The 22,914-nt window shown below is 68.4% G+C and carries 20 protein-coding genes and 4 tRNA genes; all 24 read left to right on the top strand.

The window, feature by feature from the left end; all coding sequences use genetic code 11:
• Positions 1 to 317 (top strand): hypothetical protein (locus tag VFW66_05660; GenBank protein ID HEX5386165.1); only part of this gene is annotated, 317 nt, incomplete at its 5' end.
• The gene (locus VFW66_05665; protein ID HEX5386166.1) at positions 314 to 2,599 is read left to right on the top strand and encodes a S9 family peptidase; all 2,286 of its coding nucleotides are present in this window, start codon (positions 314 to 316) and stop codon (positions 2,597 to 2,599) included. The genes VFW66_05660 and VFW66_05665, both read left to right, overlap by 4 nt.
• A 33-nt stretch (positions 2,600 to 2,632) precedes the next feature.
• Positions 2,633 to 2,845, top strand: coding sequence for a hypothetical protein (locus VFW66_05670; GenBank protein HEX5386167.1), 213 nt, complete (start codon positions 2,633 to 2,635; stop codon positions 2,843 to 2,845).
• A 91-nt stretch (positions 2,846 to 2,936) separates the two neighbouring features.
• Complete coding sequence (locus VFW66_05675; protein HEX5386168.1) at positions 2,937 to 3,200, top strand: hypothetical protein; 264 nt, start codon at positions 2,937 to 2,939, stop codon at positions 3,198 to 3,200.
• Positions 3,197 to 3,562: a hypothetical protein gene (locus VFW66_05680; GenBank protein HEX5386169.1), complete on the top strand. Its 366-nt coding sequence runs from the start codon at positions 3,197 to 3,199 to the stop codon at positions 3,560 to 3,562. Before VFW66_05675 ends, VFW66_05680 begins: the two co-directional genes overlap by 4 nt.
• Entirely contained in the window at positions 3,559 to 3,954 is a 396-nt protein-coding gene (locus tag VFW66_05685) for a hypothetical protein (protein ID HEX5386170.1), read from the top strand. Before VFW66_05680 ends, VFW66_05685 begins: the two co-directional genes overlap by 4 nt.
• Positions 3,955 to 3,958: 4 nt before the next feature.
• A complete protein-coding gene (locus VFW66_05690; protein HEX5386171.1) occupies positions 3,959 to 4,735 on the top strand; it encodes a PspA/IM30 family protein in 777 nt (258 codons plus the stop codon).
• A 50-nt stretch (positions 4,736 to 4,785) separates the two neighbouring features.
• Positions 4,786 to 5,895: an AI-2E family transporter gene (locus VFW66_05695; protein HEX5386172.1), complete on the top strand. Its 1,110-nt coding sequence runs from the start codon at positions 4,786 to 4,788 to the stop codon at positions 5,893 to 5,895.
• A 1-nt stretch (position 5,896) separates the two neighbouring features.
• A complete protein-coding gene (locus VFW66_05700; protein ID HEX5386173.1) occupies positions 5,897 to 7,000 on the top strand; it encodes a DUF1611 domain-containing protein in 1,104 nt (367 codons plus the stop codon).
• A 381-nt stretch (positions 7,001 to 7,381) separates the two neighbouring features.
• Positions 7,382 to 8,302, top strand: coding sequence for a mechanosensitive ion channel family protein (locus VFW66_05705; GenBank protein ID HEX5386174.1), 921 nt, complete (start codon positions 7,382 to 7,384; stop codon positions 8,300 to 8,302).
• The gene (gene cysS / locus VFW66_05710) at positions 8,299 to 9,885 is read left to right on the top strand and encodes a cysteine--tRNA ligase (protein HEX5386175.1); all 1,587 of its coding nucleotides are present in this window, start codon (positions 8,299 to 8,301) and stop codon (positions 9,883 to 9,885) included. The genes VFW66_05705 and cysS overlap by 4 nt, the downstream gene beginning before the upstream one ends.
• Before the next feature lie 43 nt (positions 9,886 to 9,928).
• Positions 9,929 to 10,001: transfer RNA gene (locus VFW66_05715), tRNA-Thr, on the top strand.
• Between the two features lie 132 nt (positions 10,002 to 10,133).
• Positions 10,134 to 10,218: transfer RNA gene (locus VFW66_05720), tRNA-Tyr, on the top strand.
• A 75-nt stretch (positions 10,219 to 10,293) separates the two neighbouring features.
• Positions 10,294 to 10,366, top strand: a tRNA-Gly gene (locus tag VFW66_05725).
• A 14-nt stretch (positions 10,367 to 10,380) separates the two neighbouring features.
• Positions 10,381 to 10,453: transfer RNA gene (locus tag VFW66_05730), tRNA-Thr, on the top strand.
• 18 nt (positions 10,454 to 10,471) lie between these two features.
• Entirely contained in the window at positions 10,472 to 10,624 is a 153-nt protein-coding gene (gene rpmG, locus VFW66_05735) for a 50S ribosomal protein L33 (GenBank protein HEX5386176.1), read from the top strand.
• A gap of 3 nt (positions 10,625 to 10,627) precedes the next feature.
• A complete protein-coding gene (secE, locus tag VFW66_05740) occupies positions 10,628 to 10,870 on the top strand; it encodes a preprotein translocase subunit SecE (protein HEX5386177.1) in 243 nt (80 codons plus the stop codon).
• A gap of 4 nt (positions 10,871 to 10,874) precedes the next feature.
• Positions 10,875 to 11,417: a transcription termination/antitermination protein NusG gene (nusG, locus tag VFW66_05745; protein HEX5386178.1), complete on the top strand. Its 543-nt coding sequence runs from the start codon at positions 10,875 to 10,877 to the stop codon at positions 11,415 to 11,417.
• 6 nt (positions 11,418 to 11,423) lie between these two features.
• On the top strand, positions 11,424 to 11,849 hold the full coding sequence (rplK, locus tag VFW66_05750; GenBank protein HEX5386179.1) for a 50S ribosomal protein L11: 426 nt from the start codon (positions 11,424 to 11,426) through the stop codon (positions 11,847 to 11,849).
• Positions 11,849 to 12,553, top strand: a complete 705-nt coding sequence (gene rplA / locus VFW66_05755; protein ID HEX5386180.1) for a 50S ribosomal protein L1 — start codon at positions 11,849 to 11,851, stop codon at positions 12,551 to 12,553. The genes rplK and rplA overlap by 1 nt, the downstream gene beginning before the upstream one ends.
• On the top strand, positions 12,550 to 13,089 hold the full coding sequence (rplJ, locus tag VFW66_05760) for a 50S ribosomal protein L10 (protein HEX5386181.1): 540 nt from the start codon (positions 12,550 to 12,552) through the stop codon (positions 13,087 to 13,089). Before rplA ends, rplJ begins: the two co-directional genes overlap by 4 nt.
• 21 nt (positions 13,090 to 13,110) lie before the next feature.
• Positions 13,111 to 13,506, top strand: coding sequence for a 50S ribosomal protein L7/L12 (gene rplL, locus VFW66_05765; GenBank protein ID HEX5386182.1), 396 nt, complete (start codon positions 13,111 to 13,113; stop codon positions 13,504 to 13,506).
• Positions 13,507 to 13,733: 227 nt separating this feature from the next.
• Positions 13,734 to 18,266, top strand: a complete 4,533-nt coding sequence (gene rpoB, locus VFW66_05770; GenBank protein HEX5386183.1) for a DNA-directed RNA polymerase subunit beta — start codon at positions 13,734 to 13,736, stop codon at positions 18,264 to 18,266.
• Positions 18,267 to 18,277: 11 nt separating this feature from the next.
• Positions 18,278 to 22,828: a DNA-directed RNA polymerase subunit beta' gene (rpoC, locus tag VFW66_05775; GenBank protein HEX5386184.1), complete on the top strand. Its 4,551-nt coding sequence runs from the start codon at positions 18,278 to 18,280 to the stop codon at positions 22,826 to 22,828.
• Positions 22,829 to 22,914: the final 86 nt, after the last annotated feature.

Below are 22,914 nucleotides of genomic sequence, written 5' to 3' on the forward strand. Positions count from 1 at the left end.
TGGCCAAACGCGACACCGGCCGCACACTCTACATCCTCGATGAGCCCACGACGGGACTGCACTTCGAGGACGTGCGCCTGCTGCTCGAGGTGCTGCATCGCCTGGTGGACAAGGGGAACACCGTCGTCGTGATCGAGCACAATCTCGACGTCATCAAGACCGCCGACTGGGTCATCGATCTGGGCCCGGAAGGCGGCGATGCCGGCGGCCGCGTGGTTGCCGCCGGCACTCCGGAGCAGGTGGCGCAGACGCCGGAAAGCCACACCGGCCGATTCCTGGCGCCGGTCCTCAACTCTCCCGCGGGATGCGCCCAGTGAATCGTCCGCTCGTTGCCGTGCTCGTCTGGACCGGTGCGCTGGTGCCCTTCGCTCCGGCCTCGCTCTCCGCGCAGGCCGACTCGAGCCTGCTTACGCTCGATCGGATCTATGCGTCGTCCGAATTCGAGACCGAGCGCCTGGGTCCCACGCAATGGGTGGACGGCGGCGCGGGCTATACGAGGCTCGAACCCGCCGCCAACGGCCACGGCGCCGATCTCGTGCGCTACGACACCGAGCTCGGCACGCGGCGCGTTCTGGTGCCGGCGTCGCGGCTCGTTCCGCCCGGCGCCACCGAGCCGCTCGAGGTGGAGGACTACACCTGGTCACCCGACGGCAAGCAGCTTCTCATCTTCACCAACTCGCGCCCCGTCTGGCGCCAGAACAACCGGGGCGACTACTGGCTGCTCGACCTCGCCAGCGGCCGCCTGCGCCAGCTCGGCGGCCCCGACGCGCGCCCGTCCTCGCTCCTCTTCGCCGAGTTCTCGCCCGACGGCACCCGGATCGGATACGTGCGCGACCACGACCTCTACGTCGAGCGGGTGGACGACGGCCGGATCACCCGGCTTACGACCGACGGTTCGCGCACCATCATCAACGGCACCTTCGACTGGGTATATGAGGAAGAGCTGGACCTGCGCGACGGCTGGCGCTGGAGCCCCGACGGCCGCACCATCGCCTACTGGCAGCTCAACGCCGACAGCGTGCGCGACTTTCTCCTGATCGACGACACCGACTCGCTCTATTCATTCACCAATCCGGTGCAGTATCCCAAGGCGGGCAGCTCGAACTCGGCGGCGCGCATCGGCTTCGTGAGCACCGGCGGCGGGCCCACCCGCTGGCTGGCCATCGCGGGCAATCCGCGCAACAACTACCTGGCGCGAATGGACTGGGCCGCCAGCAGCGACGAGGTCGTAATCCAGCGGCTCAACCGCCTGCAGGACACCAACCGGGTGTTGCTCGGCGACCGGCGCACGGGCAAGGTGCGCACGATCTTCACCGACAGCGACAGCGCCTGGGTGGACGTGGGCGACGCGATGGTCTGGCTCAAGGACGGCTCGGCGTTCACCTGGATGAGCGAGCGCGACGGCTGGCGCCATCTCTACCTCGTCTCGCGCGACGGGCGCTCGGTCAAGCTGCTCACGCCGGGCGCGTTCGACGTGATCGATTTCGTAGCCCTCGACGAGCGCGGCGGCTCGGTCTATTACATTGCCTCGCCCGACAACCCGGCGCAGCGCTACCTCTTCCGCGCCCGCCTCGACGGGCGGGCGCGGGCCGAGCGGCTGTCGCCGGCGAATGAGCCGGGGACGCACGACTATGATGTGTCGCCGGATCATCGATTCGCGCTGCACGAGTACTCGCGCTTCGACGTGCCGCCGGTGGTGGATCTCGTCCGGCTCCCCGGCCACGCCGCGATCCGCACCCTGGTGGACAACGCACAGCTCAAGGCCAAGCTCGCCAGGCTGCGCCACGGCAAGCTCGAGTTCTTCAAGGTGGATCTCCCGGACGGCACCAGGGCGCCCGCGTGGGTCATGCGGCCGGCGGACTTCGACTCCACCAGCCACTACCCGCTGCTCTTCTACGTGTATGGCGGCCCCGCCACCCAGACCGTGCTGGACCGCTGGCTCGGCGTGGCCCACTACCTCTTTCATTTATATCTGACTCAGCAGGGCTTTGCCGTGGCGAGCGTGGACAACCGCGGCACCCCCGCGCCCCTGGGCCGCGCCTGGCGCAAGGTGATCTACGGGCGGCTGGGCGTGCTCGAGACCGAGGAGCAGGCAGCCGCGGCCCGCATTCTGGGCCGGATCCCGTGGGTGGACTCGACCCGGATCGGCATCTGGGGCTGGAGCAACGGCGGCTATCTGAGCCTCGATTGCCTGTTCCGCTTCGGCAATGTGTACCGCGCCGCGATCGCCGTGGCGCCGGTGACCCACTGGGCGCTCTACGACGACATCTACACCGAGCGCTACAACGGCCTGCCCGACCAGAACCGCGAGGGGTACGCCGCCGGCTCGCCGCTCACCTACGCCTCCAAGCTCACCGGCGATCTGCTCCTCATCCACGGCAGCGGCGACGACAACGTCCACTTCCAGAATTCGGAGATGCTGGTGAACGCCCTGGTGGCCGCCGACAAGCCCTTCCAGATGATGGACTACCCCAACCGGAACCACTCGCTTCGCGGCGGCAAGACCCGGCTCCACATGTTCGAGCTGATGACCCGCTTTCTGCGGGAGAAGTTGGCGGGCGGCGGCGCTCGCGCCGTCGAACCCCAAGCCCTACATTAGGCCGCACCCGAGGCCCACAGCCGCGAGGTGCGCATGACATACGACGAAATCGTCGCCGCCCTCGGATACGCCGGGGGTCACGAGCAGCCGGTCCGCATCGTCACCAGCGACAAGAGCGAAGTGGTCGGAGTCCCGACCAGCGTCGATACCCATCCCACGGCCCACGAGGTGTTCGTGCGGCCGCCCGGCAGCGAAACCGAGATCGCGATTTCGCTCGGCGCCATCGTGAGCGTCGAGCTGGTCTGAATCGGGAGTTTGGGGTCTGGCTGTCGCGTTCTGAAACATTCGGCGGCCGCGGGCCGTAAGCCCATCTGTTCGACCTTCGGAGACCTGTCGCATGCTCGAGGACATCGCCGCCATCATTTTCATCTTCGGCGGCGCCACGGCCATCTTCCTCGCGTACAGCCCGATCGGCCGCGCGCTGGCGGAGCGGATCCGCGGCCGCTCGCTCGCGCCGGTAGAAGATCCGGCGCTGCGCCAGGAGCTGGAGCTGCTGCGCCAGGACGTGGCCGAGCTGCACGAGCGGATGGATTTCACGGAGCGGGTGCTGGCCCGGCCGCGCGAGGCGGACGCCGGACTCGGGGCGGGAGGGGAGCATTGAGCAAGGACGAGAGTACGCTAACCGCGTCGGTGGTCGCTGCCTTCGCGGTGCTCGGAGGCGTCGTGTTCGCCAACGTCTCCCAGCACCTCGGCGTCGCGTTCGCCGTCCCGGTTGGTCTCGTGAGCGTCATCTGTGGCGCCGTCGTGCTCCGGGGTCCGTTGGGCAGCGCGATCGCGCGGCGCCTGGAGGGCAGCAGCGGAGTCGACCCGGCGGCGGTCGACCAGGTCGTGGCGCCGCTTGAGGCCGAAGTAGACGGGCTCAAAGCCCGGTTGGCGGAGGTGGAGGAGCGCTTAGATTTCGCCGAGCGTGTTCTGACGCAGGCAGACCAGCCCGAGCGGCTGCCGGGGAGAGGCCCTCAATGATCACCCGTGACGACGTTCAATCCTGGCTCGACCGGCTCGACGGCGGCAGCCTCACGACCAGCGAGATCGAACCAAACCTCTGGCTCGCCCGCACGCGCGACGGCGCCGAGGTGGTGGTGCACTTCGCGCCGCCGGTCGTGATCCTGCGCGTGCGCGTCATGGAGCTGCCGGGGAGCGACCCGCGGCAGAAGGGTCTCTTCCGACAGCTCCTCGAGCTCAACGCGCGCGAGCTGGTCCACGGCTCCTACGGTCTCGAGGGCGACCACATCGTGCTGACCGATGCGCTCGAGCTCGAAAACCTGGACTACAACGAGTTCGAGGCAAGCTTCGACTCGATCGCGCTGGCGCTGGCCACTCACCTGGGCGCACTAGCGCCGTACCGGGAAGGGTGATCCGATGGGACTCTTTGATCGTCTGTCCACCATGCTGCGGTCGAACATCAACGACCTCATCACCCGGGCCGAAAACCCGGAGAAGATGCTCAATCAGCTCATCCTGGACATGAAGTCCCAGTTGGCCAAGGCCAAGCAGCAGGTGGCGTCCGCCATCGCCGACGAGAAGAAGCTGCAGAGCGACGCCGAGGCCATGAAGAAGCAGGCGGACGACTGGGAGCGGCGCGCCATGCTCGCGGTGCAGGAGAACCGGGACGACCTGGCCAAGCAGGCGCTCATGCGCTACAACGAGCACCTGCAAGGGGCGCAGCAGCTCCAGGAAACCTGGCTCAAGCACAAGGCGGAGACGGAGCAGCTCAAGCAGGCACTCCGGCAGCTCAACGACAAGATCGAAGAGGCCAAGCGGAAGCGGAACATCCTGGTGGCGCGCGCCAAGCGGGCCGAGGCGCAGCAGCGGATTCAGGAGACGATGTCGGGGCTCTCGGACAAGGGTGCGTTCGAGTCGTTCGATCGCGTGGCCGAGAAGATCGCGGCGTCCGAGCGGAAGGCGCTCGCCGCGGCCGAGCTGAGCGAGGAGTTTTCGGGCGACGCGCTGGCCAAGCAGTTCGATGCGCTGGAGTACCATGGCACGGCCGACCAGCAGCTCATCGCGCTCAAGCAGCGGATGGGCCTCCTGCCGGGAGGCGGCAACGCCCGCCAGCTCGGCGCGGGCGGACAGGGGTCCGAAACGGTGCACGACGCCGAGGTCGTCCCAGAGTCTGACGAGGGCGGCGGCCACTGATGGTGCAGGCGGGCCGGGAGCGGGTCCGAGGTTTTCCTCTGGCGGCGGCGTTGGCCGCCGTCTTGCTTGTGGCGCTCGTCCTCCGCACGGCGGACGTGCTGCTCGTCGTCTTTCTCTCCGTCGTGCTCGCCGTCTATCTGCGTGCGCTCGCCGCGGGGCTCGTCACGCGACTCGGGATGCCGCCGGGCCTGGCGCTGCTCGCTGCCGTCGTCATCTCGCTCGGCCTGCTTACCGGAATCGTCATCGTCGTGGTGCCGCCGGTTGTCGAGCAGGTTCGCGAGTTGGCCGCCAATCTTCCCGGCTATCTCACCACACTGAGTCAGAACCTCAACGACCTGCTGCGCCGCACGCCGTTCCTCGAGCGGAGCGTGGGCACGATCGATCTGCCTGGCCTCGTCGCCTCGTCGCTCACCGACGTGGTCGGCCTCGCGCGGGTCGCCGTGGTGCCGTACCTCAAGTCGAGCCTCGAGATCATCATCGAAGGCATCAGCGTGCTCGTGATGGGCGCCTATCTCGCGCTCCATCCGAAGGTGTATCGCGACGGATTCGTCGCGCTCGTGCCGCCCGCGCGGCGGCCGCTCGCCGAGCGCATCCTCGACGATCTGGGTGTCACGCTGCGCGCGTGGGTCGCGGGCCAGATCGTGGCGATGACGCTCCTGGGCCTTCTCACCACGCTTGGCCTCTGGCTCCTCGGCATTCCGTTCGCGCTCGCTTTCGGCACCTTCGCCGGGGTGGCGGCTATCGTCCCGTTCTTCGGGACGCTCTTCTCCACGGTGCTGCCGGCGCTCTTCGCGCTCACCGTGGGCGGCCTGCCCAAGGCGCTCGCCGTCGCGGGTCTCGGCGTCGCCGTGCACCTGATCGAGGCGAACTTCGTGTCGCCGGTCGTGATGGAGCGGCAGGTGAACCTGCCGCCGGTGCTCACGATTGCCGGCGTGCTCGTCATGGGTGAGCTGCTCGGAACGATCGGCCTCCTCGTGGCGGTGCCGGTGCTCGCGGTCGTGCTCGTGCTGGTGCGGCATCTCCTGCTCGGCGAGGTCTACGGCGATCAGTTGACGCCGCTGCACCCGGTGGTCCTGAATCGCTCATCGTCGCCCGGCGCTGCGGCGCCGCTCGCGCGGGATGCGCCGGCGCCCCCCGCCGCGCAGGCCTCCGAGCGGTAGCGTGGCGCCCGGCGCCGGCACCGCGCGCGGTCCCTTCGCGCGGTATCTCATCCTGGCCGACGGCGAGTTCGGCCCCATGACCTCCAAGACGGCGAACGCGATCATCCGGTACCAGCCGGAGCGGGTCGTGGGCGTGCTGGATCGGAAGCAGGCGGGCCGCACCGCGCAGGGGGTACTCGGTTTCGGTCGGGCGATACCGGTGGTCGCCTCGATCGAGCGCGGACTCGCGCTCGGCCCGGATGCCGTGATCATCGGCATTGCGCCGGTGGGCGGGCGGCTGCCGGAGGAGTGGCGCGCGTGGCTGGCACAGGCGCTCGACGCCGGCTGTGACATCGTGAGCGGACTGCACACCTTCCTGGCCGACGATCCGATGCTCGCGGCGCGGGCGGCCGCGGCGGGCAGGAACATTGTGGACGTGCGCCGTCCGCCATCCGATCTGCCGGTGGCGGCTGGGCGCGCGGCGGCGCTCGACGCGTATGTCGTGCTCACCGTCGGCAGCGACTGCAACGTCGGCAAGATGACCGCGCAGCTCGAGCTGGAGCGCCGGCTCAACCGGCGCGGCGTGCGCACCCGCTTCGCGCCGACCGGCCAGACGGGGATCATGCTGGCCGGCTGGGGGATCGCGGTGGACGCCGTGGTCGCGGATTTCATCGCCGGCGCGGCCGAGCGGCTCACGCTCGAGGCTGCGCGCGACGCCGACGTCGTGCTGGTGGAAGGCCAGGGGAGCATCAACCATCCCGGCTACTCCGGCGTGACGCTCGGGCTCCTGCACGGGAGCTGCCCCGACGGCCTCATCCTCTGTCACCAGGCGAGCCGCGCCTGCGTCGGCGAGTACCGCGAAGGCGCCCGGCTGCCCATCCCGCCGCTCGCGGAGTACGTCCGCTGGTACGAGATGCTGGGCTCCGCGGTTCACCCGACGAAGGTCATCGGCGTGTCGCTCAACACCTGGGATCTGAACGCGGGTGCCGCGCGGCGCGCCTGCGAAGCCGCGGCGCGCGAGACCGGCCTGCCCGCCACCGACCCGGTGCGATTCGATCCCGCGCCGCTGGTCGAAGCGGTGCTCGCGGGCCGCGAGGCTAAGTGCCGGATACGAGCCGCGAGATAGCGGTATCCGGCACCGGGCCGCGCTCGCGTGGTACGGCGCCTCGACGGCCAAGCGTTACCGTCGGTCATGCGCCACCGCTTCCGGCCTGTTCCACCCGCCCTCCCACTCCGGGAGCTGCTCCGTTTCACAAGGCCGGCCGAGCCGCTCGGCGTCTGGTTCGACGGGCGGCGGCCGTGGACGAGGATGGTGGCTCGCGGTCCCGGTGGCGCGTCGCGACTCGTGTTCTGTCACGACTTGAGTCGGCTGCTAAATGGCGCGGACCGGGTGCTGGCGTGGGATGGCATCCGGTTGCGGCGGCTCGCCGGCGGTGCCGGTCCCGCCCAACCGCGGGGCCCGCCTCACGATTGACGCGCGCGCCGGCGCGTCTCTAGGTTAGGCCCCGTGCCACACCTGCTCTCCTTCCAGAACGCCGTGACGCGCTTCGTCGAGATGTTCCGGCTCGACAGCGCCGAGTTCGGCCGCAGACTGACCCAGGTGGTCGTCATCTGGCTGCTCGGCTGGCTCGCGCTGCGGCTCGTGCGGCTGGCCGCCGCGCGCATCGAGGCGCGGGTGGACGACGGCGATCCGTCGATCACCACGCTCCGCGAAAAGCGCGGCAAGACGCTCGCGCAACTGCTCCGCACCGTGGGCCGGGGGCTGGTGCTGGTGGCCGCGGCGTTGCTCACGCTCAATCTGTTCGTCGAGATCGGCCCGCTGCTCGCCGGCGCGGGCATCCTCGGTCTCGCGGTGTCGTTCGGCGCCCAGAGTCTCGTCAAGGACTTCATTTCCGGGTTCTTCTTTCTTCTCGAGAATCAGTTCGCCCTGGGCGACGTGATCGAGGCGGCCGGCAAGAGCGGCGTGGTGGAGCAGATTACGCTTCGGGTGGTCGTGCTGAGGGACATCGAGGGCACGCGGCACGTGATCCCCAACGGCAACATCACGGTCGTGAGCAACAAGACCGCGGGCTGGGGCCGGGCCATCATCGACGTCCCGGTCGGGGGGAGCGAGGACGTGGACCGGGTGCTCGCCGCGGTCCGGGAGGAGGCCCAGAGCCTGAGCCGTGACGAGGAGTGGCGTCCGTCGCTCGACGGCGTGCCCGACGTCTGGGGCGTCGAGGCCCTGGGCGACAATCGAGTCGTGGTGCGGGCGGTGGCCCGCACTCAACCGGGCGCGCAGTGGGGCGTGGGGCGCGAGCTCCGGCGCCGGTTCAAGAATCGATTCGATGCCGAGGGAATCCGGCTTCCCGGCGTCCCGGCCGTGACCGTAGTGCCGGCCGAGCATCCGGCGCCGGCAACGGGCGCCCCGGCGGGAGCGGCGCCATGAGCCTTCGCCTCCACAACACGCTCACGCGCACGGTCGAGCCGTTCGTGCCGCTCGCGCCGCCCCGGGTGACGCTCTACACCTGCGGGCCCACGGTCTACAACTACGCCCACATCGGAAATTTCCGGACTTTCCTCTTCGAGGATCTGCTCCGCCGCTGGCTCGAGACGAGCGGATACCGGGTGTTCCACGTCATGAATCTCACCGACGTGGACGATAAGACAATCAAGCGGGCCGCTGCCGCCGGCGTGCCGATCGGCGCGTATGTGCAGCCCTTCATCGACGCGTTCTTTGCCGATCGCGACTACCTCCGCATCCGGCCGGCCGACGCGTACCCCCGCGCCACCGCCTACATCGGTCCCATGATCGCGCTCACGGAGGCGCTGCTCGCCAAGGGCATCGCCTATCAGGGAGAGGACGGGTCGGTGTACTTCGCCATCGGCCGGTTTCCGGCGTACGGCCGGCTCTCGCGGCTGGACCAGCGCGAGCTGCGCACCGGGGCTGCTGCGGCAGCTCGAACGCAAGGGGGCCATGCAACTGGGGCCCGCGGTGTCAGTGCCGACGAGTACGCCAAGGAGGACGCGCGCGACTTTGCCCTCTGGAAGGCCGCCAGACCTGAGGATGAAGCGGTCGGCGCGGCGTGGGACGCGCCGTTCGGCCGGGGCCGCCCCGGCTGGCACCTCGAGTGCTCGGCGATGGCGCTGGACCTTATCGCAACGCACGCGGGCACCGACGTGCTGGACATCCATGCGGGCGGCGTGGACCTCATCTTTCCGCACCACGAAGACGAAATCGCCCAGAGCTGCGCCTACACCGGCAAACCGGAGTTCGCCCGCTACTGGCTGCACGGCGAGTTTCTCAACGTCCACGGCACCAAGATGTCCAAGCGGTACGGCAACATTCTGACGGCGCGCGACCTCAAGGAGCAGGGCGTGGACGCGGGTGCCGTGCGCCGCCTCATCTTCGGCACCCACTATCGGCAGACGCTCGACTGGACCGACGAGGCCCTCGCCGCCGCGCAGGAGAGCTCGACCCGGCTCGGCACCTTCCGCGACCGGCTCGCCGCGGCCGAGCGGACCGAGTCAGGCCGGGGCGGGCCCGAACGAGCGGAAGATCCGGAGAGCATCGCGGCGGCCCAGCGGTTCAGGGCCGACTTCACGGTTGCAATGGACGACGATCTCAACGCCCCCCAGGCGATCGCCGCGCTGTTCGAGCTGGTGCGTGAGGGCAATCGGCTGCTCGATGCGGGGCGGCGGGTGGGCCCGGCGATGCGGGGCGCGTGGGCGTTGAGCGAGGCGGTGCTCGACCTCGCGCCGGCGAGCCGGACGCTCTCGGTAGGCCCATCGGCGGCGATCGGCGACGGCCGGGCGCACGAAACGCCGCCCGAGACCCCCCCGGCCGGCCCGGCGGAGCAGGAGGAGTGGGCGCGGCGCTGGGCCGAGGTGCGGCAGCGCGAGAAGGGGCGGCGCAACTTCGCCGAAGCGGACCGGGTGCGGGCCCTTCTCCGCCAGCACGGATTCGAGCTGCGGGACATGAAGGACGGGACCGTCGGGATCGTGAGAACGGCCCCGGTTGACTCAGCGTAAGCTGTGGTGTATCATGTGGGTCTGCCCATTTCGGGCTACTCACGCTGACGTAGCTCAATTGGCAGAGCAGCTGATTTGTAATCAGCAGGTTAGGGGTTCGATTCCCCTCGTCAGCTCGGTGGAGTGCCGACACCCGCACAATCAGCGATGCGCGAACGACCGAACCCCGCCCGGGCGCGGGGTTCTGTCTCGAAAGAGAGTGGAGTCGCGGGGTCGGCTCAGCGCGCGGATGGTGGCGTAGGGCGCACGGTGGGGTGGCCGAGTGGCTAATGGCAGCAGACTGTAAATCTGCCGGGCTAACGCCCTACGTAGGTTCGAATCCTACCCCCACCATATCGGGGCCAGCGGTGGCCGAGTCGCACGTTGCGCGGGGCACGCGGTGGGCGGGGGCATGTAGTTGGAATGCTCGCGGGTGTAGCTCAGTTGGTAGAGCATCAGCCTTCCAAGCTGAGGGTCGCGGGTTCGAGCCCCGTCGCCCGCTTGAATCGCGGTGGCGCTCGCGTAGCTCAGTCGGTAGAGCGCATCCTTGGTAAGGATGAGGTCACCGGTTCGATCCCGGTCGCGAGCTTGAACAGGAGAAGACGCAATGCCCCGGGACAAGATCATCCTCGAGTGCACCGAGTGTAAAAGCCGCAACTTCTTCCAGACGAAGAATCGGCGGAAGCACCCCGAGCGGGTCGAATATCGCAAGTACTGCCCGCGGTGCGACACGCACCGGACGCACAAGGAGTCGAAGTAGCTGATGGAGAGCGCTGAGACGGCAACCCCGGGCAACCGGCTCACGGCCTGGGTGTCGGAGAGCGGCGGGTTTCTCCGCGCCGTCCGGACCGAGCTGGACAAGGTGACCTGGCCCTCGAAGCCCGAGCTGATCAAGGCGACGCGCATGATCGTGCTGCTCTCGATCGCGCTGGGCCTCGCCATCGGCCTCATGGACTTCGTGCTCCAGGAGATCCTGGTGAACGGCGTCGCGCGCCTCGCGCGGTAGGCCCATGGACTATCGCTGGTACGCGATCCAGACCACCGCCGGGCACGAGAACAAGGTGCGAAGCCTGCTCGCCCGGCGCATCGAGGACGACCCGAGACCGCCCGAGCAGAAGCTCATCCGGCAGGCGCTGGTGCCGGTGCAGGACGTGATCGAGATCAAGAACGGCAAGAAGATGACGGTCGAGCGCAAGCTCTACCCCGGATACGTACTGGTCGAAATGCAGATGAGCCAGGAGGCGCTGCACGTCGTCAACAGCATCCAGGGCGTGATCAAGTTCGTGGGCTCGGGCAAGATGCCGCAGCCGCTCCGCCAGGACGAAGTGAACCGCCTGCTCGGCATCGCCGAAGCGGTGGCGGAGGCCGAGCCGAAGGAGGAGATCCCCTTCATGATCGGCCAGGTGGTGGAGATCACGGAGGGGCCGTTCTCCGATTTCAGCGGCACCGTTGAAGAGGTGCTGGGCGACAAGGGCAAGGTGCGGGTGAGCGTAAGCCTCTTCGGCCGCCCGACGGCGGTCGAGATGGACTACACGCAGCTCCGCGGACACTAGGACATCATGGCCAAGAAGATCAACGCAGTCGTGAAGCTCCAGTGTCCGGCCGGTGCGGCGACACCCGCGCCGCCGGTGGGCACGGCGCTGGGCCCGCACGGCGTCAACATCATGGAGTTCGTGAAGCAGTTCAACGCGCGGACGCAGAGCCAGTCGGGCATGGTGATCCCCGTGGTGGTGACCATCTTTGCCGACCGGACCTTCACGTTCATCACCAAGACGCCGCCGGCGCCGAATCTCCTCATGCGGGAGGCCGGCATCGAGAAGGCCAGCGCGCAGCCCAACCGAAACAAAGTGGGCAAGGTGACCCGCGCCCAGGTCAGGAAGATCGCCGAGATCAAGATGCAGGACCTCAACGCGGCGGACCTCGACAGCGCCATGCGGATGATCGCCGGCACGGCGCGCTCGATGGGGCTGGAGGTGGTGGACTGATGCCGGCAGCGGTGAAGAGCGCCGGAGGCAAGAAGTCCCGCGCGGCGGAAGCCAAAGTCGATCGGAGCCGCACCTACTCCGTTCCCGAGGCGGTGGCGCTGGTGAAGCAGGCTGCGTTCGCCAAGTTCGACGAGACGGTGGACGTAGCGGTCAACCTGGGCGTTGACCCCCGCCATGCCGACCAGGTGGTGCGGGGCACCGTCGTGCTGCCGCACGGAACCGGCAAGTCGGTCCGCGTGTTGGTGATTACCCAGGGCGAGCGGGTGCGCGAAGCCGAGGCCGCCGGGGCCGACTTTGTCGGCATCGAGTACGTCCAGAAGATCAAGGACGGCTGGCTGGACACCGACGTGATCGTCGCGACTCCCGACGTGATGGGCCAGCTCGGCCAGTTGGGCCGGGTGCTCGGCCCCCGCGGGCTCATGCCGAATCCGAAGGCAGGCACGGTGACGACGGACGTGGCCCGCGCGGTCCGCGAGATCAAGGCGGGCAAGATCGAGTTCCGGGTGGACAAGACCGGCAACGTGCACGCGCCGGTGGGCAAGGTCTCCTTCAGCCCGGCGCAGCTCGCGGACAACGTGCAGGCCTTCATGGACACGATAGTCCGGGCCAAGCCATCGGCAGCCAAGGGCACCTACATCCGCTCCGCCACGGTGTCGAGCACCATGGGGCCGGGCGTCAAGCTGGACACGGCGAGCTATCGATGAGCAAGACCGAACGCCAGGCGACCGTCGATGCGCTCACGGCGCAGCTCAAGGGGTCGCCCAACCTGTACGTGACCGACTTCAGCGGGCTCAACGTGCTGCGGATGACCGAATTCCGCCGCCGGCTCCGCGCCGCCGGGGTCGAGTACCTCGTGGTGAAGAACACGCTGGCCCAGCGCGCCTTTGCGGCGAACGCCGTGGCGGGGCTCGACGAGCACCTCGCCGGGCCCACCGGCCTCGTGCTCGCGGGCGCCGATCCGGTGGCGGCCGCCAAGGTGCTGGCCGATTTCGCGCGCGAGTTCGAGCGGCCCACGATCAAGGGCGGCCTGGTGGACGGACGCACCGTCACGCCCGACCAGGTGAAGCGCCTCGCCGAGCTGCCCTCGCGCGACGAGCTGCTGAGCCAACTGGCGGGCGCGCTGCAGGCGCCGCTCGCGGAGCTCGTCGGGGTCATGAACGGCATGCTGTATCAAGTGGTCGGCGCCCTCGAGGCGCTTCGTGCAGAGCGGGAGGCCGCCGCCGGCGGCGCCGCTTCTTAACCGGATGGAGAGACAGGGGACATGGCAACCACCACGTTGAGCAACGAAGAGATCCTCGAGGCGATCGGGGGCAAGACCGTCATCGAGCTGGCCGAGCTGATCGAGGCGTTCAAGTCGAAATTCAACGTCACGATCGCGGCCCCGGTGGCGGCGGCTCCCGCAGGCGGCGCGGGTGGTGCGGCCGCGGCCGCGCCGGCGGAAGAGAAGACCGAGTGGTCGGTCGTCCTCAAGGAGGGCGGCGCCAAGAAGATCCAGGTCATCAAGGTGGTCCGCGAGATCACGAGCCTCGGCCTCAAGGAGGCCAAGGACGCCGTGGACAACGTCCCGAGCACGTTGAAGGAAGCCATCTCCAAGGCGGAGGCCGAAGAGATCAAGAAGAAGCTGGAAGAGCAGGGCGCGGTCGTCGAGCTGAAGTAGGGGTGCCGATCCCGGACGTGGGCCGGCTCATCCCGGCCCGAGCCGTGGATTTCAAGGCAACCCTACATCAGTGAGACGCATGCGAGCTCGAAGCTCCCGTACACCGCAGGTCCATCCGAGCCCCGAGAGTCACCCCGCCGCCGGCGGGGGATCGGCGTTGGGGCCATTTGTGTTGCGCGCGTATCCGGCGCGCCTTGGCGCGCCCGTCGCGCGCGAGTGAGTGACTGATGCCCGATAATCGATCCGTAATCACGTTCAGCAAGCGCGAGGGCGGCATGCCGATGCCGCACCTCCTCGACATCCAGACGGCCGCGTTCGGCACGCTGCTCGTGCCCGACAACATCGAGGGCGACCGCCAGGACGTCTCGCTGGAGCGCGTCTTCCGCGACCTCTTCCCGATCTCCGACGTGAACGGGAAGTACAGCCTCGACTTCCTGCGCTACGCGCTGGGCGAGCCCAAGTACACGGTCGAGGAGTGCATCGAGCGCGACATGACCTACGCCGCGGCGCTCAAGGCCACGCTCCAGCTCGTGGTGTTCGAGGAGGTGGACGGCGAGAAGCGGCCGAAGAACATCATCGAGAAGGAGGTCTACCTGGGCGAGCTGCCCATCATGACCCCGCTCGGGACGTTCGTCATCAACGGCGCGGAGCGCGTGGTGGTGAGCCAGCTCCACCGCTCGCCGGGCGTGGTGTTCGAGGAGGACACGCACCCCAACGGGCAGCGGCTCTTCAGCGCGCGGATCATTCCGTTCCGGGGCTCGTGGGTCGAGTTCACCATCGACATCCACGACGTGATCTACGTGCACATCGATAAGAAGAAGAAGTTCCCGGCCACCGCACTGCTCCGCGCGTTCGGCTACGGGACCAACGCCGAAATCCTGCGGCTCTTCTTCGCCACGAAGGAGCTGGACATCACCGGGCAGATGAGCGCCCGGCACGAGCGGCGCGAGCTGGTGGGCGCGCTCCTCGCCCAGGACGTGCCGAACCCCGAGGATCCGTCCGCCGAGCCGCTCGGCCTGGTCGGCGACGAGCTGACCCAGGAGCGGCTCAACGAGATGCGCCACAAGGGCGTGCAGCGGGTGACCGTGTTCGCCGGCTACACCGCCATCGACCTGCGGGACGAGGAGCAGCCGACCACCACGCGCGACCGGCACAACCACGTGCTCGCCTTTGCCGTGGCCGACCCCGGCACCGGCGAGGTGCTGGCCGAGGCGGGCGCCGAGCTGACCGACGCGCTCCGGAAGCGGCTCCTCAAGGAAGGCGTGCACAAGGTCGAGGTGCTCCTGCCGCCCGGGCGGAGCGAGTCGCCGCTCATCAAGAACACGCTGGCCAAGGACCCGACCCACAGCGAGGCCGAGGCCCTGGAGCAGATCTACGCCCTGCTCCGGCCGGGCGACGCGCCCAACCTGGAAACGGCGCGGCAGCAGCTTCAGAAGCTCTTCTTCAACCCGAAGCGCTACGACCTGGGCCGGGTGGGCCGCTACAAGATCAACCAGCGGCTGGGCCTGAAGACCGATGCCAACCACACGGTCCTCACCGAGGACGACTTCGTCGCGATCATCCGCTACCTGATCGATCTGCACGATGGGCGCGGCTTCACCGACGACATCGACCATCTGGGCAACCGGCGCATCCGGAGCGTGGGCGAGCTCATCGCCAACCAGTTCAGCGTGGGCCTCTCCCGCATGGCGCGGCTGGTGAAGGAGCGGATGAGCATCAACTCGGACCCCGAGAAGATCTCGCTCGACGACCTGGTCAATGCACGCACGGTGAGTGCAGTGATCCAGGCGTTCTTCGGCAGCTCGCAGCTCTCGCAGTTCATGGACCAGACCAATCCGCTGGCGGAGCTCACCAACAAGCGGCGCCTGAGCGCGCTTGGCCCCGGCGGGCTCACCCGCGAGCGGGCTGGCTTCGAGGTGCGCGACGTCCACTACTCGCAGTACGGCCGGATGTGCCCGATCGAGACGCCGGAAGGTCCGAACATCGGTCTCATCACGAGCCTCTCGACCTACGCACGGATCAACGACCTGGGCTTCATCGAGACGCCCTACCGGGTGGTGAAGAACGGGAAGGCCACCAACGACATCCGCTGGCTCAGCGCGAGCGAGGAGGAGGGCTACGCGGTGGCGCAGGCCAATGCGTCGCTCAACGCCGACGGCTCGTTCACCGAGCAGCTCGTGCTCTGCCGCAAGGGCGACGACTACCCGCTGCTCGCGCCCGACCGGATCGACTTCATGGACGTGGCGCCCGAGCAGCTCGTGTCGATCGCGGCGGCGCTGATTCCGTTCCTGGAGCACGACGACGCCAACCGCGCGCTCATGGGCAGCAACATGCAGCGCCAGGCGGTGCCGCTTCTCTTTCCCGAGGCGCCCGTGGTGGGCACCGGGCTCGAGGAGAAGGTGGCGCGCGACTCGGGCTCGGTCATCGTCGCGCGGCGGGGCGGCCGGGTCACCCGGGTCACCGCCGATGAGATCATCGTGGACGCCGGCTTGGGTGCGGCGGGCAACGGGAAGGGCGCAGGCAACGGCGCCGGGGGCGGCGCGGGGAACGGCGCAGCCAGGGCGGCGCGGGGTGCAACGGAGGAGCAGCCGCTCGCGCGGTTGCACCAGTACGACCGCTACCGCGTGCGGAAGTTCTGGCGCACCAACCAGGACACGGCCATCAACCAGCGGCCGCTGGTGCACCTGGGCCAGGAGGTGGCGCAGGGCGAGATCATCGCTGACGGCGCCGCGACCGACGGGGGCGAGCTGGCCCTGGGCGGCAACGTGCTGGTGGCGTTCATGCCCTGGTACGGGCACAACTTCGAGGATGCCATCGTGCTCTCGGAGCGCTTGGTGAAGGACGACGTCTACTCGTCGATCCACATCCAGGAGCTCGAGCTGCACGTGCGGGACACCAAGCGGGGCCAGGAGGAGATCACTCGCGAAATCCCCAACGTCTCGGACGAGTCGCTCATCGACCTCGACGAGCGGGGCATCGTGCGGATCGGCGCCCACGTGAAGCCGGGCGACATCCTGGTCGGCAAGATCACGCCCAAGGGCGAGACCGAGCTGTCGCCCGAGGAGAAGCTGCTCACGGCCATCTTCGGCGAGAAGGCCAAGGACGTGAAGGACAGCTCGCTCAAGGTGCCGCCCGGCATGGCCGGCGTCGTCATCGACGTGAAGATCTTCAGCCGCATCGAGGACGCGGTGGTCGAGAAGGACCGCGGCGAGCGGATCGGCGAGGTGCGCCGGATCGAGACCGACGAGAAGGCCCGGATCACGACCGTCATGATGGAGGAGCTGCAGCGCCTGCTCGAGGGGCAGGAGGTGGCCCTCATGCTCAAGTCCGGCACGGTCGAGGAGTATCGGCCGTCGGGCACCCGGCTCTCCCGCTCGGCACTCGAGGAAATCGATCTGGGCGACGTCGACCTCAAGACGCTCCGGGTCACCAATCGCGACGCCAACGAGCGGATCCGCGCGGCCATCGACATGGCCGGGCGCGAGCGGGCCAAGGTCGAGGAGAAGGCGGAAGACCAGATCGACAAGATTCTCCAGCCGGATGAGCTGCCTCCGGGCGTCATCCAGCTGGTGAAGGTCTACATCGCCGAGAAGCGGAAGGTGTCGGTGGGCGACAAGATGGCGGGCCGCCACGGCAACAAGGGCATCGTCGCCCGGATCGTGCCGGAGGAGGACATGCCGTTCCTGCCCGACGGCACCCCGGTCGACATCGTACTCAATCCGCTCGGCGTGCCGAGCCGGATGAACGTGGGGCAGATCCTGGAGACGCACCTCGGCTGGTGCGCCCGGATTCTCGGCTTCGAGGCCAAGACGCCGGTCTTCCGCGGCGCCGACGAGGCCGAGATCGGGACGCTGCTCCGGCTGTCGGGCTTCAAGTGGGCGGCCGAGGGGCTCAAGCTTCGCGCCCGTCCGCCGGAGCTGGGCGAGGCTGCCATCGCCCGCATGGTGCACGACCTCAAGGCCATCGCGCCGAACGGCGAGCGCACCATGCTGCTCGAGTCCGGCATCGAGCTGCTCTCGGCCAGGGGAGCGTCGGCCGAGACGCGGGAGCTGTCGCACCGCTTGCGCGCGTTCCTGACCGACGCGGCGCGCGAGCTGGGCGAGCGCGAGCTCGAGCAGCGGCGCCACGAGGTCGAGGCACAGAAGGCGGAGACGGAGGGTGGAAAAGCGCAGGCCAGGGCGGTGAAGGACGCCGAGAAGGCCGCGGCCGTGTCGCTGGCCGAGGCGCTCGAGGGTGCCGGCAAGCCGGCGCTCGCGCGGTTCCTCGGCTCGTCGAAGGACGCCGACCTCAACGCGGCGGCCGACGAGCTGCTGCGTGCGGCGGGCCTCACGCCCTCGGGCAAGGCGCGGCTCAGGGACGGCCGCACCGGCCAGCCCTTCGAGGGCGAGATCACGGTGGGCTCGATCTACATGCTCAAGCTGAGCCACCTGGTCGACGACAAGATCCATGCGCGCTCGATCGGGCCGTATTCGCTGGTGACGCAGCAGCCGCTCGCCGGCAAGGCGCAGTTCGGCGGCCAGCGGTTCGGCGAGATGGAGGTGTGGGCGCTCGAGGCCTACGGCGCGGCGCACACGCTGCAGGAAATGCTCACGGTCAAGAGCGACGACGTGAACGGTCGCAGCAAGGTCTACGAGGCGATCGTGAAGGGGCAGAATCTGCCGGAGCCCGGCATCCCCGAGTCGTTCAACGTATTGGTGAAAGAGCTCCAGGCGCTGGGTCTCAAGGTCACCCTGGGTACCACTGAAGCCGGCGACGAGTAAGAGGTCCACACATGATTGATTTTCGCAGCGGCCGCGAGCCCAAGAGCTCGAGCTTCGACTATATCAGCATCCGCATCGCCGCCCCGGAGGAAATCCGGGGGCCGCGCGATCCCAAGGAGCGCGAGCGCCTGGAGCTCCAGGGCCAGCGCACCTGGTGGTCGTGGGGCGAGGTGACCAAGCCGGAGACGATCAATTACCGCTCGTTCAAGCCGGAGAAGGACGGCTTGTTCTGCGAGCGGATCTTCGGCCCGGTCAAGGACTGGGAGTGTCACTGCGGCAAGTACAAGCGCATCCGCTACCGCGGGGTCATCTGCGACCGCTGCGGGGTGGAGGTCACGCTCTCGAAGGTCCGGCGCGAGCGCATGGGCCACATCGAGCTCAGCGTGCCGGTGGCGCACATCTGGTTCTTCAAGACGCTGCCGAGCCCGATGGGCAACCTGATCAACATCACGCTCCGCGATCTCGAGCGGGTCATCTACTACTCGAGCTACATCGTCATCGAGCCGGGCAAGCAGGAGGTCGAGACCAACCAGCTCCTCGATGAGGAGGAGTACCTGGCGCTCCGCGCCAAGGCGCGCGAGGAGGGCGACACCGCGTTCAAGGCCGACATCGGCGCCCCCGCCGTGCGCGAGCTGCTGGCGCGGCTCGACGTGAAGCAGCTGGCCGAAGAGCTTCGCGCGGGCGTGGCGCACGAGACCAGCCAGCACCGCAAGAAGCAGATGCTCAAGCGGCTCAAGATCGTGGACGCGTTCCTCTCGTCCGGCGAGAGCGGCGACCTGCCGAACACGCCGGCGTGGATGATCCTCGACGTGGTGCCGGTGATTCCGCCCGACCTCCGGCCGCTGGTGCCGCTCGACGGCGGGCGCTTTGCCACGAGCGACCTCAACGATCTCTATCGGCGGGTGATCAACCGGAACAACCGGCTGCAGAAGCTCATCCAGCACAAGGCGCCGGAGGTGATTCTCCGGAACGAGAAGCGGATGCTGCAGGAGGCGGTGGACGCGCTGTTCGACAACGGGCGCCGCTCGAAGGCGATCCGTGGGCGCGGCAAGCGGCCCTTGAAGAGCCTCTCCGACATGCTCAAGGGCAAGCAGGGCCGGTTCCGCCAGAACCTGCTCGGCAAGCGCGTGGACTACTCGGGCCGCTCGGTCATCGTGGTGGGCCCCGAGCTCCGGCTGCACCAGTGCGGCCTCCCCAAGGCGATGGCGGTCGAGCTGTTCAAGCCGTTCATCATCCACAAGCTGGTGGAGAAGGGCATCGCCGAGACGGTCAAGCGCGCCAAGAAGATCGTGGAGCGCGAGGGGCCCGAGGTGTACGAGATCCTGGAAGAGATCATCCAGGACCACCCGGTGCTGCTGAACCGTGCGCCCACGCTCCACCGGTTGGGCATCCAGGCGTTCGAGCCGGTGCTGGTCGAGGGCAAGGCCATCCGGATCCACCCGCTGGTCTGCGCGGCGTTCAACGCGGACTTCGACGGCGACCAGATGGCCGTGCACGTGCCGCTCTCGTTCGAGGCGCAGCTCGAGGCGCGGCTCCTCATGATCTCGTCGAACAACATCCTCAAGCCGAGCGATGGGCGCCCGGTGGCCGAGCCGAGCCAGGACATGGTGCTCGGGTCGTACTTCCTCACCAAGCTGCCGTCGGGCTTCGAGGAGGAGCTGCGGAAGGCCGGGGGCGGGAAGCAGGAGGAGGCCAAGGCGCGGCTCTGGAAGGATGCGCGCTACTTCGGCTCGCTGGCCGAGCTGGAAATGGCGCTCCTCAACGGGAGTGTGCGCTACCACACGGCCATCTGCTTCTGGTACGTGCCGCCGCGCGAGGCGCAGGACAACCGCCCCCGCTGGCTCCGCACCACGGTGGGCCGGGTGCTCTTCAACAGCATCCTGCCGCGCAAGGTCGTGGTCGAGCTCGGCTTCCGCGACGACCTGATGAAGAAGAAGCAGCTCTCGGAGCTGGTGCTCCAGAGCTACCGGCGCGCGGGGCTCGCCGAGACCGTCGGCTTCCTCGACCGGCTGAAGGACTTCGGCTTCCGCTTTGCCACGATGGGCGGCGTCAGCATCGGCATCGAGGATCTGGAGATCCCGGCCGAGAAGAGCGAGCTCCTGAGTGAGGCGGACGCGCGGGTCAAGCGCTTCCAGAAGGCGTACAACACCGGCCAGATCACCTTCGGCGAGCGCTACAACAAGGTGATCGACGCCTGGACCCACGCCAACAATGACGTGGCCGAGGCGATGGTGAACTCGATGCGGCTGTCGCGCGGCGGGTTCAACCCGGTGTACATGATGTTCGACTCCGGCTCGCGCGGCAGCCGCGACCAGATCCGGCAGCTCGCCGGCATGCGCGGGCTCATGGCCAAGCCGCAGAAGAAACTCACCGGCGGCATCGGTGAGATCATCGAGAGCCCGATCAAGTCGAACTTCCGCGAGGGGCTCACCGTGCTCGAGTACTTCATCTCGACCCACGGCGCGCGGAAGGGCCTGGCCGACACGGCGCTCAAGACGGCCGACGCCGGCTACCTTACCCGCCGCCTGGTGGACGTGGCGCAGGACGTCACGATCACCGAGGAGGATTGCGGTACGATCCTGGGTCTCGAGGTGGCGGCGCTCAAGGAGGGCGAGGACGTGATCGAGCCCTTGCGCGAGCGCATTCTGGGCAGCGTGGCCTCGGAGGACGTCTTCGATCCGCACGAGCTGGACGAGCACGGCGACCAGAAGCTCCTGGTGCAGTCGGGCCAGCTCATCAGCGAGGAGATGGCCTCGGCCATCGAGGACTCGGGGCTGGAGAAGGTGAAGATCCGCTCGGTGCTCACCTGCGAGGCGCGGCGGGGCATCTGCCGCATGTGCTACGGCCGCAACCTCGCCACGATGGACATCGTGGACATGGGCGAGGCGGTGGGCATCCTGGCCGCGCAGTCGATCGGCGAGCCGGGCACGCAGCTCACGCTGCGCACCTTCCACATCGGCGGCACCTCGTCACGCATCGCGGAAGAGGCGGAGCGGCGGGCGCGGTTGGACGGCGTGGTGCACTATACCGAGGGGCTCGAGTGGACCGACCTGCCGATCGAATACGAGGACGGCACCAAGGCGTCGATCCGCATCGTGCTCACCCGTGAGGACGAGAGCGCCGACGACGAGAGCAAGGAAGGCATCCTGGTGGTGGACGCGCGGGATCCGAAGAAGGTCCTGAACCGCTACCCGGTGCCCGAGGGCGCGCTGCTCGCGGTGAAGGAGGGCGATACCGTCACCAAGGGCGACAACGACCGTCGGGCGACGATCCTCTACACCTGGGACCCGTACAACGACCCGAGCATCATCAAGTCCGACGGCGAGATGCGGTGGAAGGACCTGGTGCCGGGCGTCACGCTGCGCGAAGAGCTGGATGAGGGCACCGGCCTCCGGTCGCTCGTCGTCATGGCCGATCCGGAGCGCGAGCTGCATCCGAGCGTGCTGGTGTACCTCAGCCACCGCAAGGACCCGCAGGAGTACACCCTGGCCGAGGGAAGCCGGATCATTCTGGGCTCGCCCACCGACCAGGTGAGCCGGGCGATGGACATTCCGGACGGGGCCAACCCGTGGAGCACCAAGTTCCACGTGGAGGAGTACCCGATCAACGTGGCCTGGCCCGGGAAGAGCAAGAAGGAAAGCAAGGACAAGACGGTGTTTCTCTCGGCGCCGGTCAAGGTGTCGAAGGGCGTCACGGTCACCAAGATTCCGCGGCAGGCATACAAGACGCGCGACATTACGGGCGGCCTCCCGCGCGTGGCGGAGCTGTTCGAGGCGCGCCGGCCCAAGGATCCGGCTACCATCAGCGAGGTCGACGGCGTGGTCAAGTTCGGCGAGATCAAGCGCGGCAAGCGCGAGATCTACGTCTACCCGGTCGAGCAAGCCGAGGGCGCCGTGGAGCCGCAGCTCTACGAGGTGCCGGCCGGCAAGCATCTCCGGGTGCACGAGGGCGACCGCGTGCGCGCCGGCGACCGGCTCACCGAGGGCCCGGTGAACCCCCACGACATCCTGCTCATCAAAGGGCCGCGGGCGGTGCAGGAATACCTGCTGAACGAGGTGCAGGAGGTGTATCGCCTGCAGGGTGTGCGAATCAGCGACAAGCACATCGGCGTGATCGTGCGGCAGATGCTGCAGAAGGTGCGCGTCACGGATCCGGGCGACACCGACTTCCTCGAGGGGGAGACGGTCGACCGGTTGACCTTCCGCGACGAGAACGAGCGTACGCTGCGGCGGAAGGGCACGCCGGCGCAGGCCGAGCCGGTGCTGCTGGGCATCACCAAGGCGAGTCTCACGACGCAGAGCTTCATCTCGGCGGCGTCGTTCCAGGAGACCACGCGGGTGTTGACCGATGCGGCGATCCGCGGGGCCAAGGACGATCTCCTCGGTCTCAAGGAGAACATCATCATCGGGCACCTGATTCCGGCGGGCAGCGGCATCTACCGCTACGCCGAGATCGACATCGAGCCGCCCGAGGGCTACGAGCCCCCGCCGCCGGCGCCGGTGGAAGAGCAGCCGACGACCCAGCAGCTCACGGCGGCGGCGCTCATCGGGGAGGTGGAATAGGCGTTCGAATCGCCCGACACCAGCGCACCATCAACGAAGCGCCCGGGAGCTTGGCCCCCGGGCGCTTCGTTGCGCCCTCACCACTC

This window comes from Gemmatimonadales bacterium (assembly GCA_036279355.1).
Classification (GTDB): Bacteria; Gemmatimonadota; Gemmatimonadetes; order Gemmatimonadales; family GWC2-71-9; genus DASQPE01.

Bases quoted from the DNA above. Each gene is read 5' to 3' on its own strand.
- VFW66_05670 (HEX5386167.1), top strand. From the start codon at position 2,633: ATGACATACGACGAAATCGTCGCCGCCCTCGGATACGCCGGGGGTCAC.
- VFW66_05675 (HEX5386168.1), top strand. From the start codon at position 2,937: ATGCTCGAGGACATCGCCGCCATCATTTTCATCTTCGGCGGCGCCACG.
- VFW66_05685 (HEX5386170.1), top strand. From the start codon at position 3,559: ATGATCACCCGTGACGACGTTCAATCCTGGCTCGACCGGCTCGACGGC.
- VFW66_05690 (HEX5386171.1), top strand. From the start codon at position 3,959: ATGGGACTCTTTGATCGTCTGTCCACCATGCTGCGGTCGAACATCAAC.
- cysS (HEX5386175.1), top strand. From the start codon at position 8,299: ATGAGCCTTCGCCTCCACAACACGCTCACGCGCACGGTCGAGCCGTTC.
- rpmG (HEX5386176.1), top strand. From the start codon at position 10,472: ATGCCCCGGGACAAGATCATCCTCGAGTGCACCGAGTGTAAAAGCCGC.
- secE (HEX5386177.1), top strand. From the start codon at position 10,628: ATGGAGAGCGCTGAGACGGCAACCCCGGGCAACCGGCTCACGGCCTGG.
- nusG (HEX5386178.1), top strand. From the start codon at position 10,875: ATGGACTATCGCTGGTACGCGATCCAGACCACCGCCGGGCACGAGAAC.
- rplK (HEX5386179.1), top strand. From the start codon at position 11,424: ATGGCCAAGAAGATCAACGCAGTCGTGAAGCTCCAGTGTCCGGCCGGT.
- rplA (HEX5386180.1), top strand. From the start codon at position 11,849: ATGCCGGCAGCGGTGAAGAGCGCCGGAGGCAAGAAGTCCCGCGCGGCG.
- rplJ (HEX5386181.1), top strand. From the start codon at position 12,550: ATGAGCAAGACCGAACGCCAGGCGACCGTCGATGCGCTCACGGCGCAG.
- rplL (HEX5386182.1), top strand. From the start codon at position 13,111: ATGGCAACCACCACGTTGAGCAACGAAGAGATCCTCGAGGCGATCGGG.
- rpoB (HEX5386183.1), top strand. From the start codon at position 13,734: ATGCCCGATAATCGATCCGTAATCACGTTCAGCAAGCGCGAGGGCGGC.
- rpoC (HEX5386184.1), top strand. From the start codon at position 18,278: ATGATTGATTTTCGCAGCGGCCGCGAGCCCAAGAGCTCGAGCTTCGAC.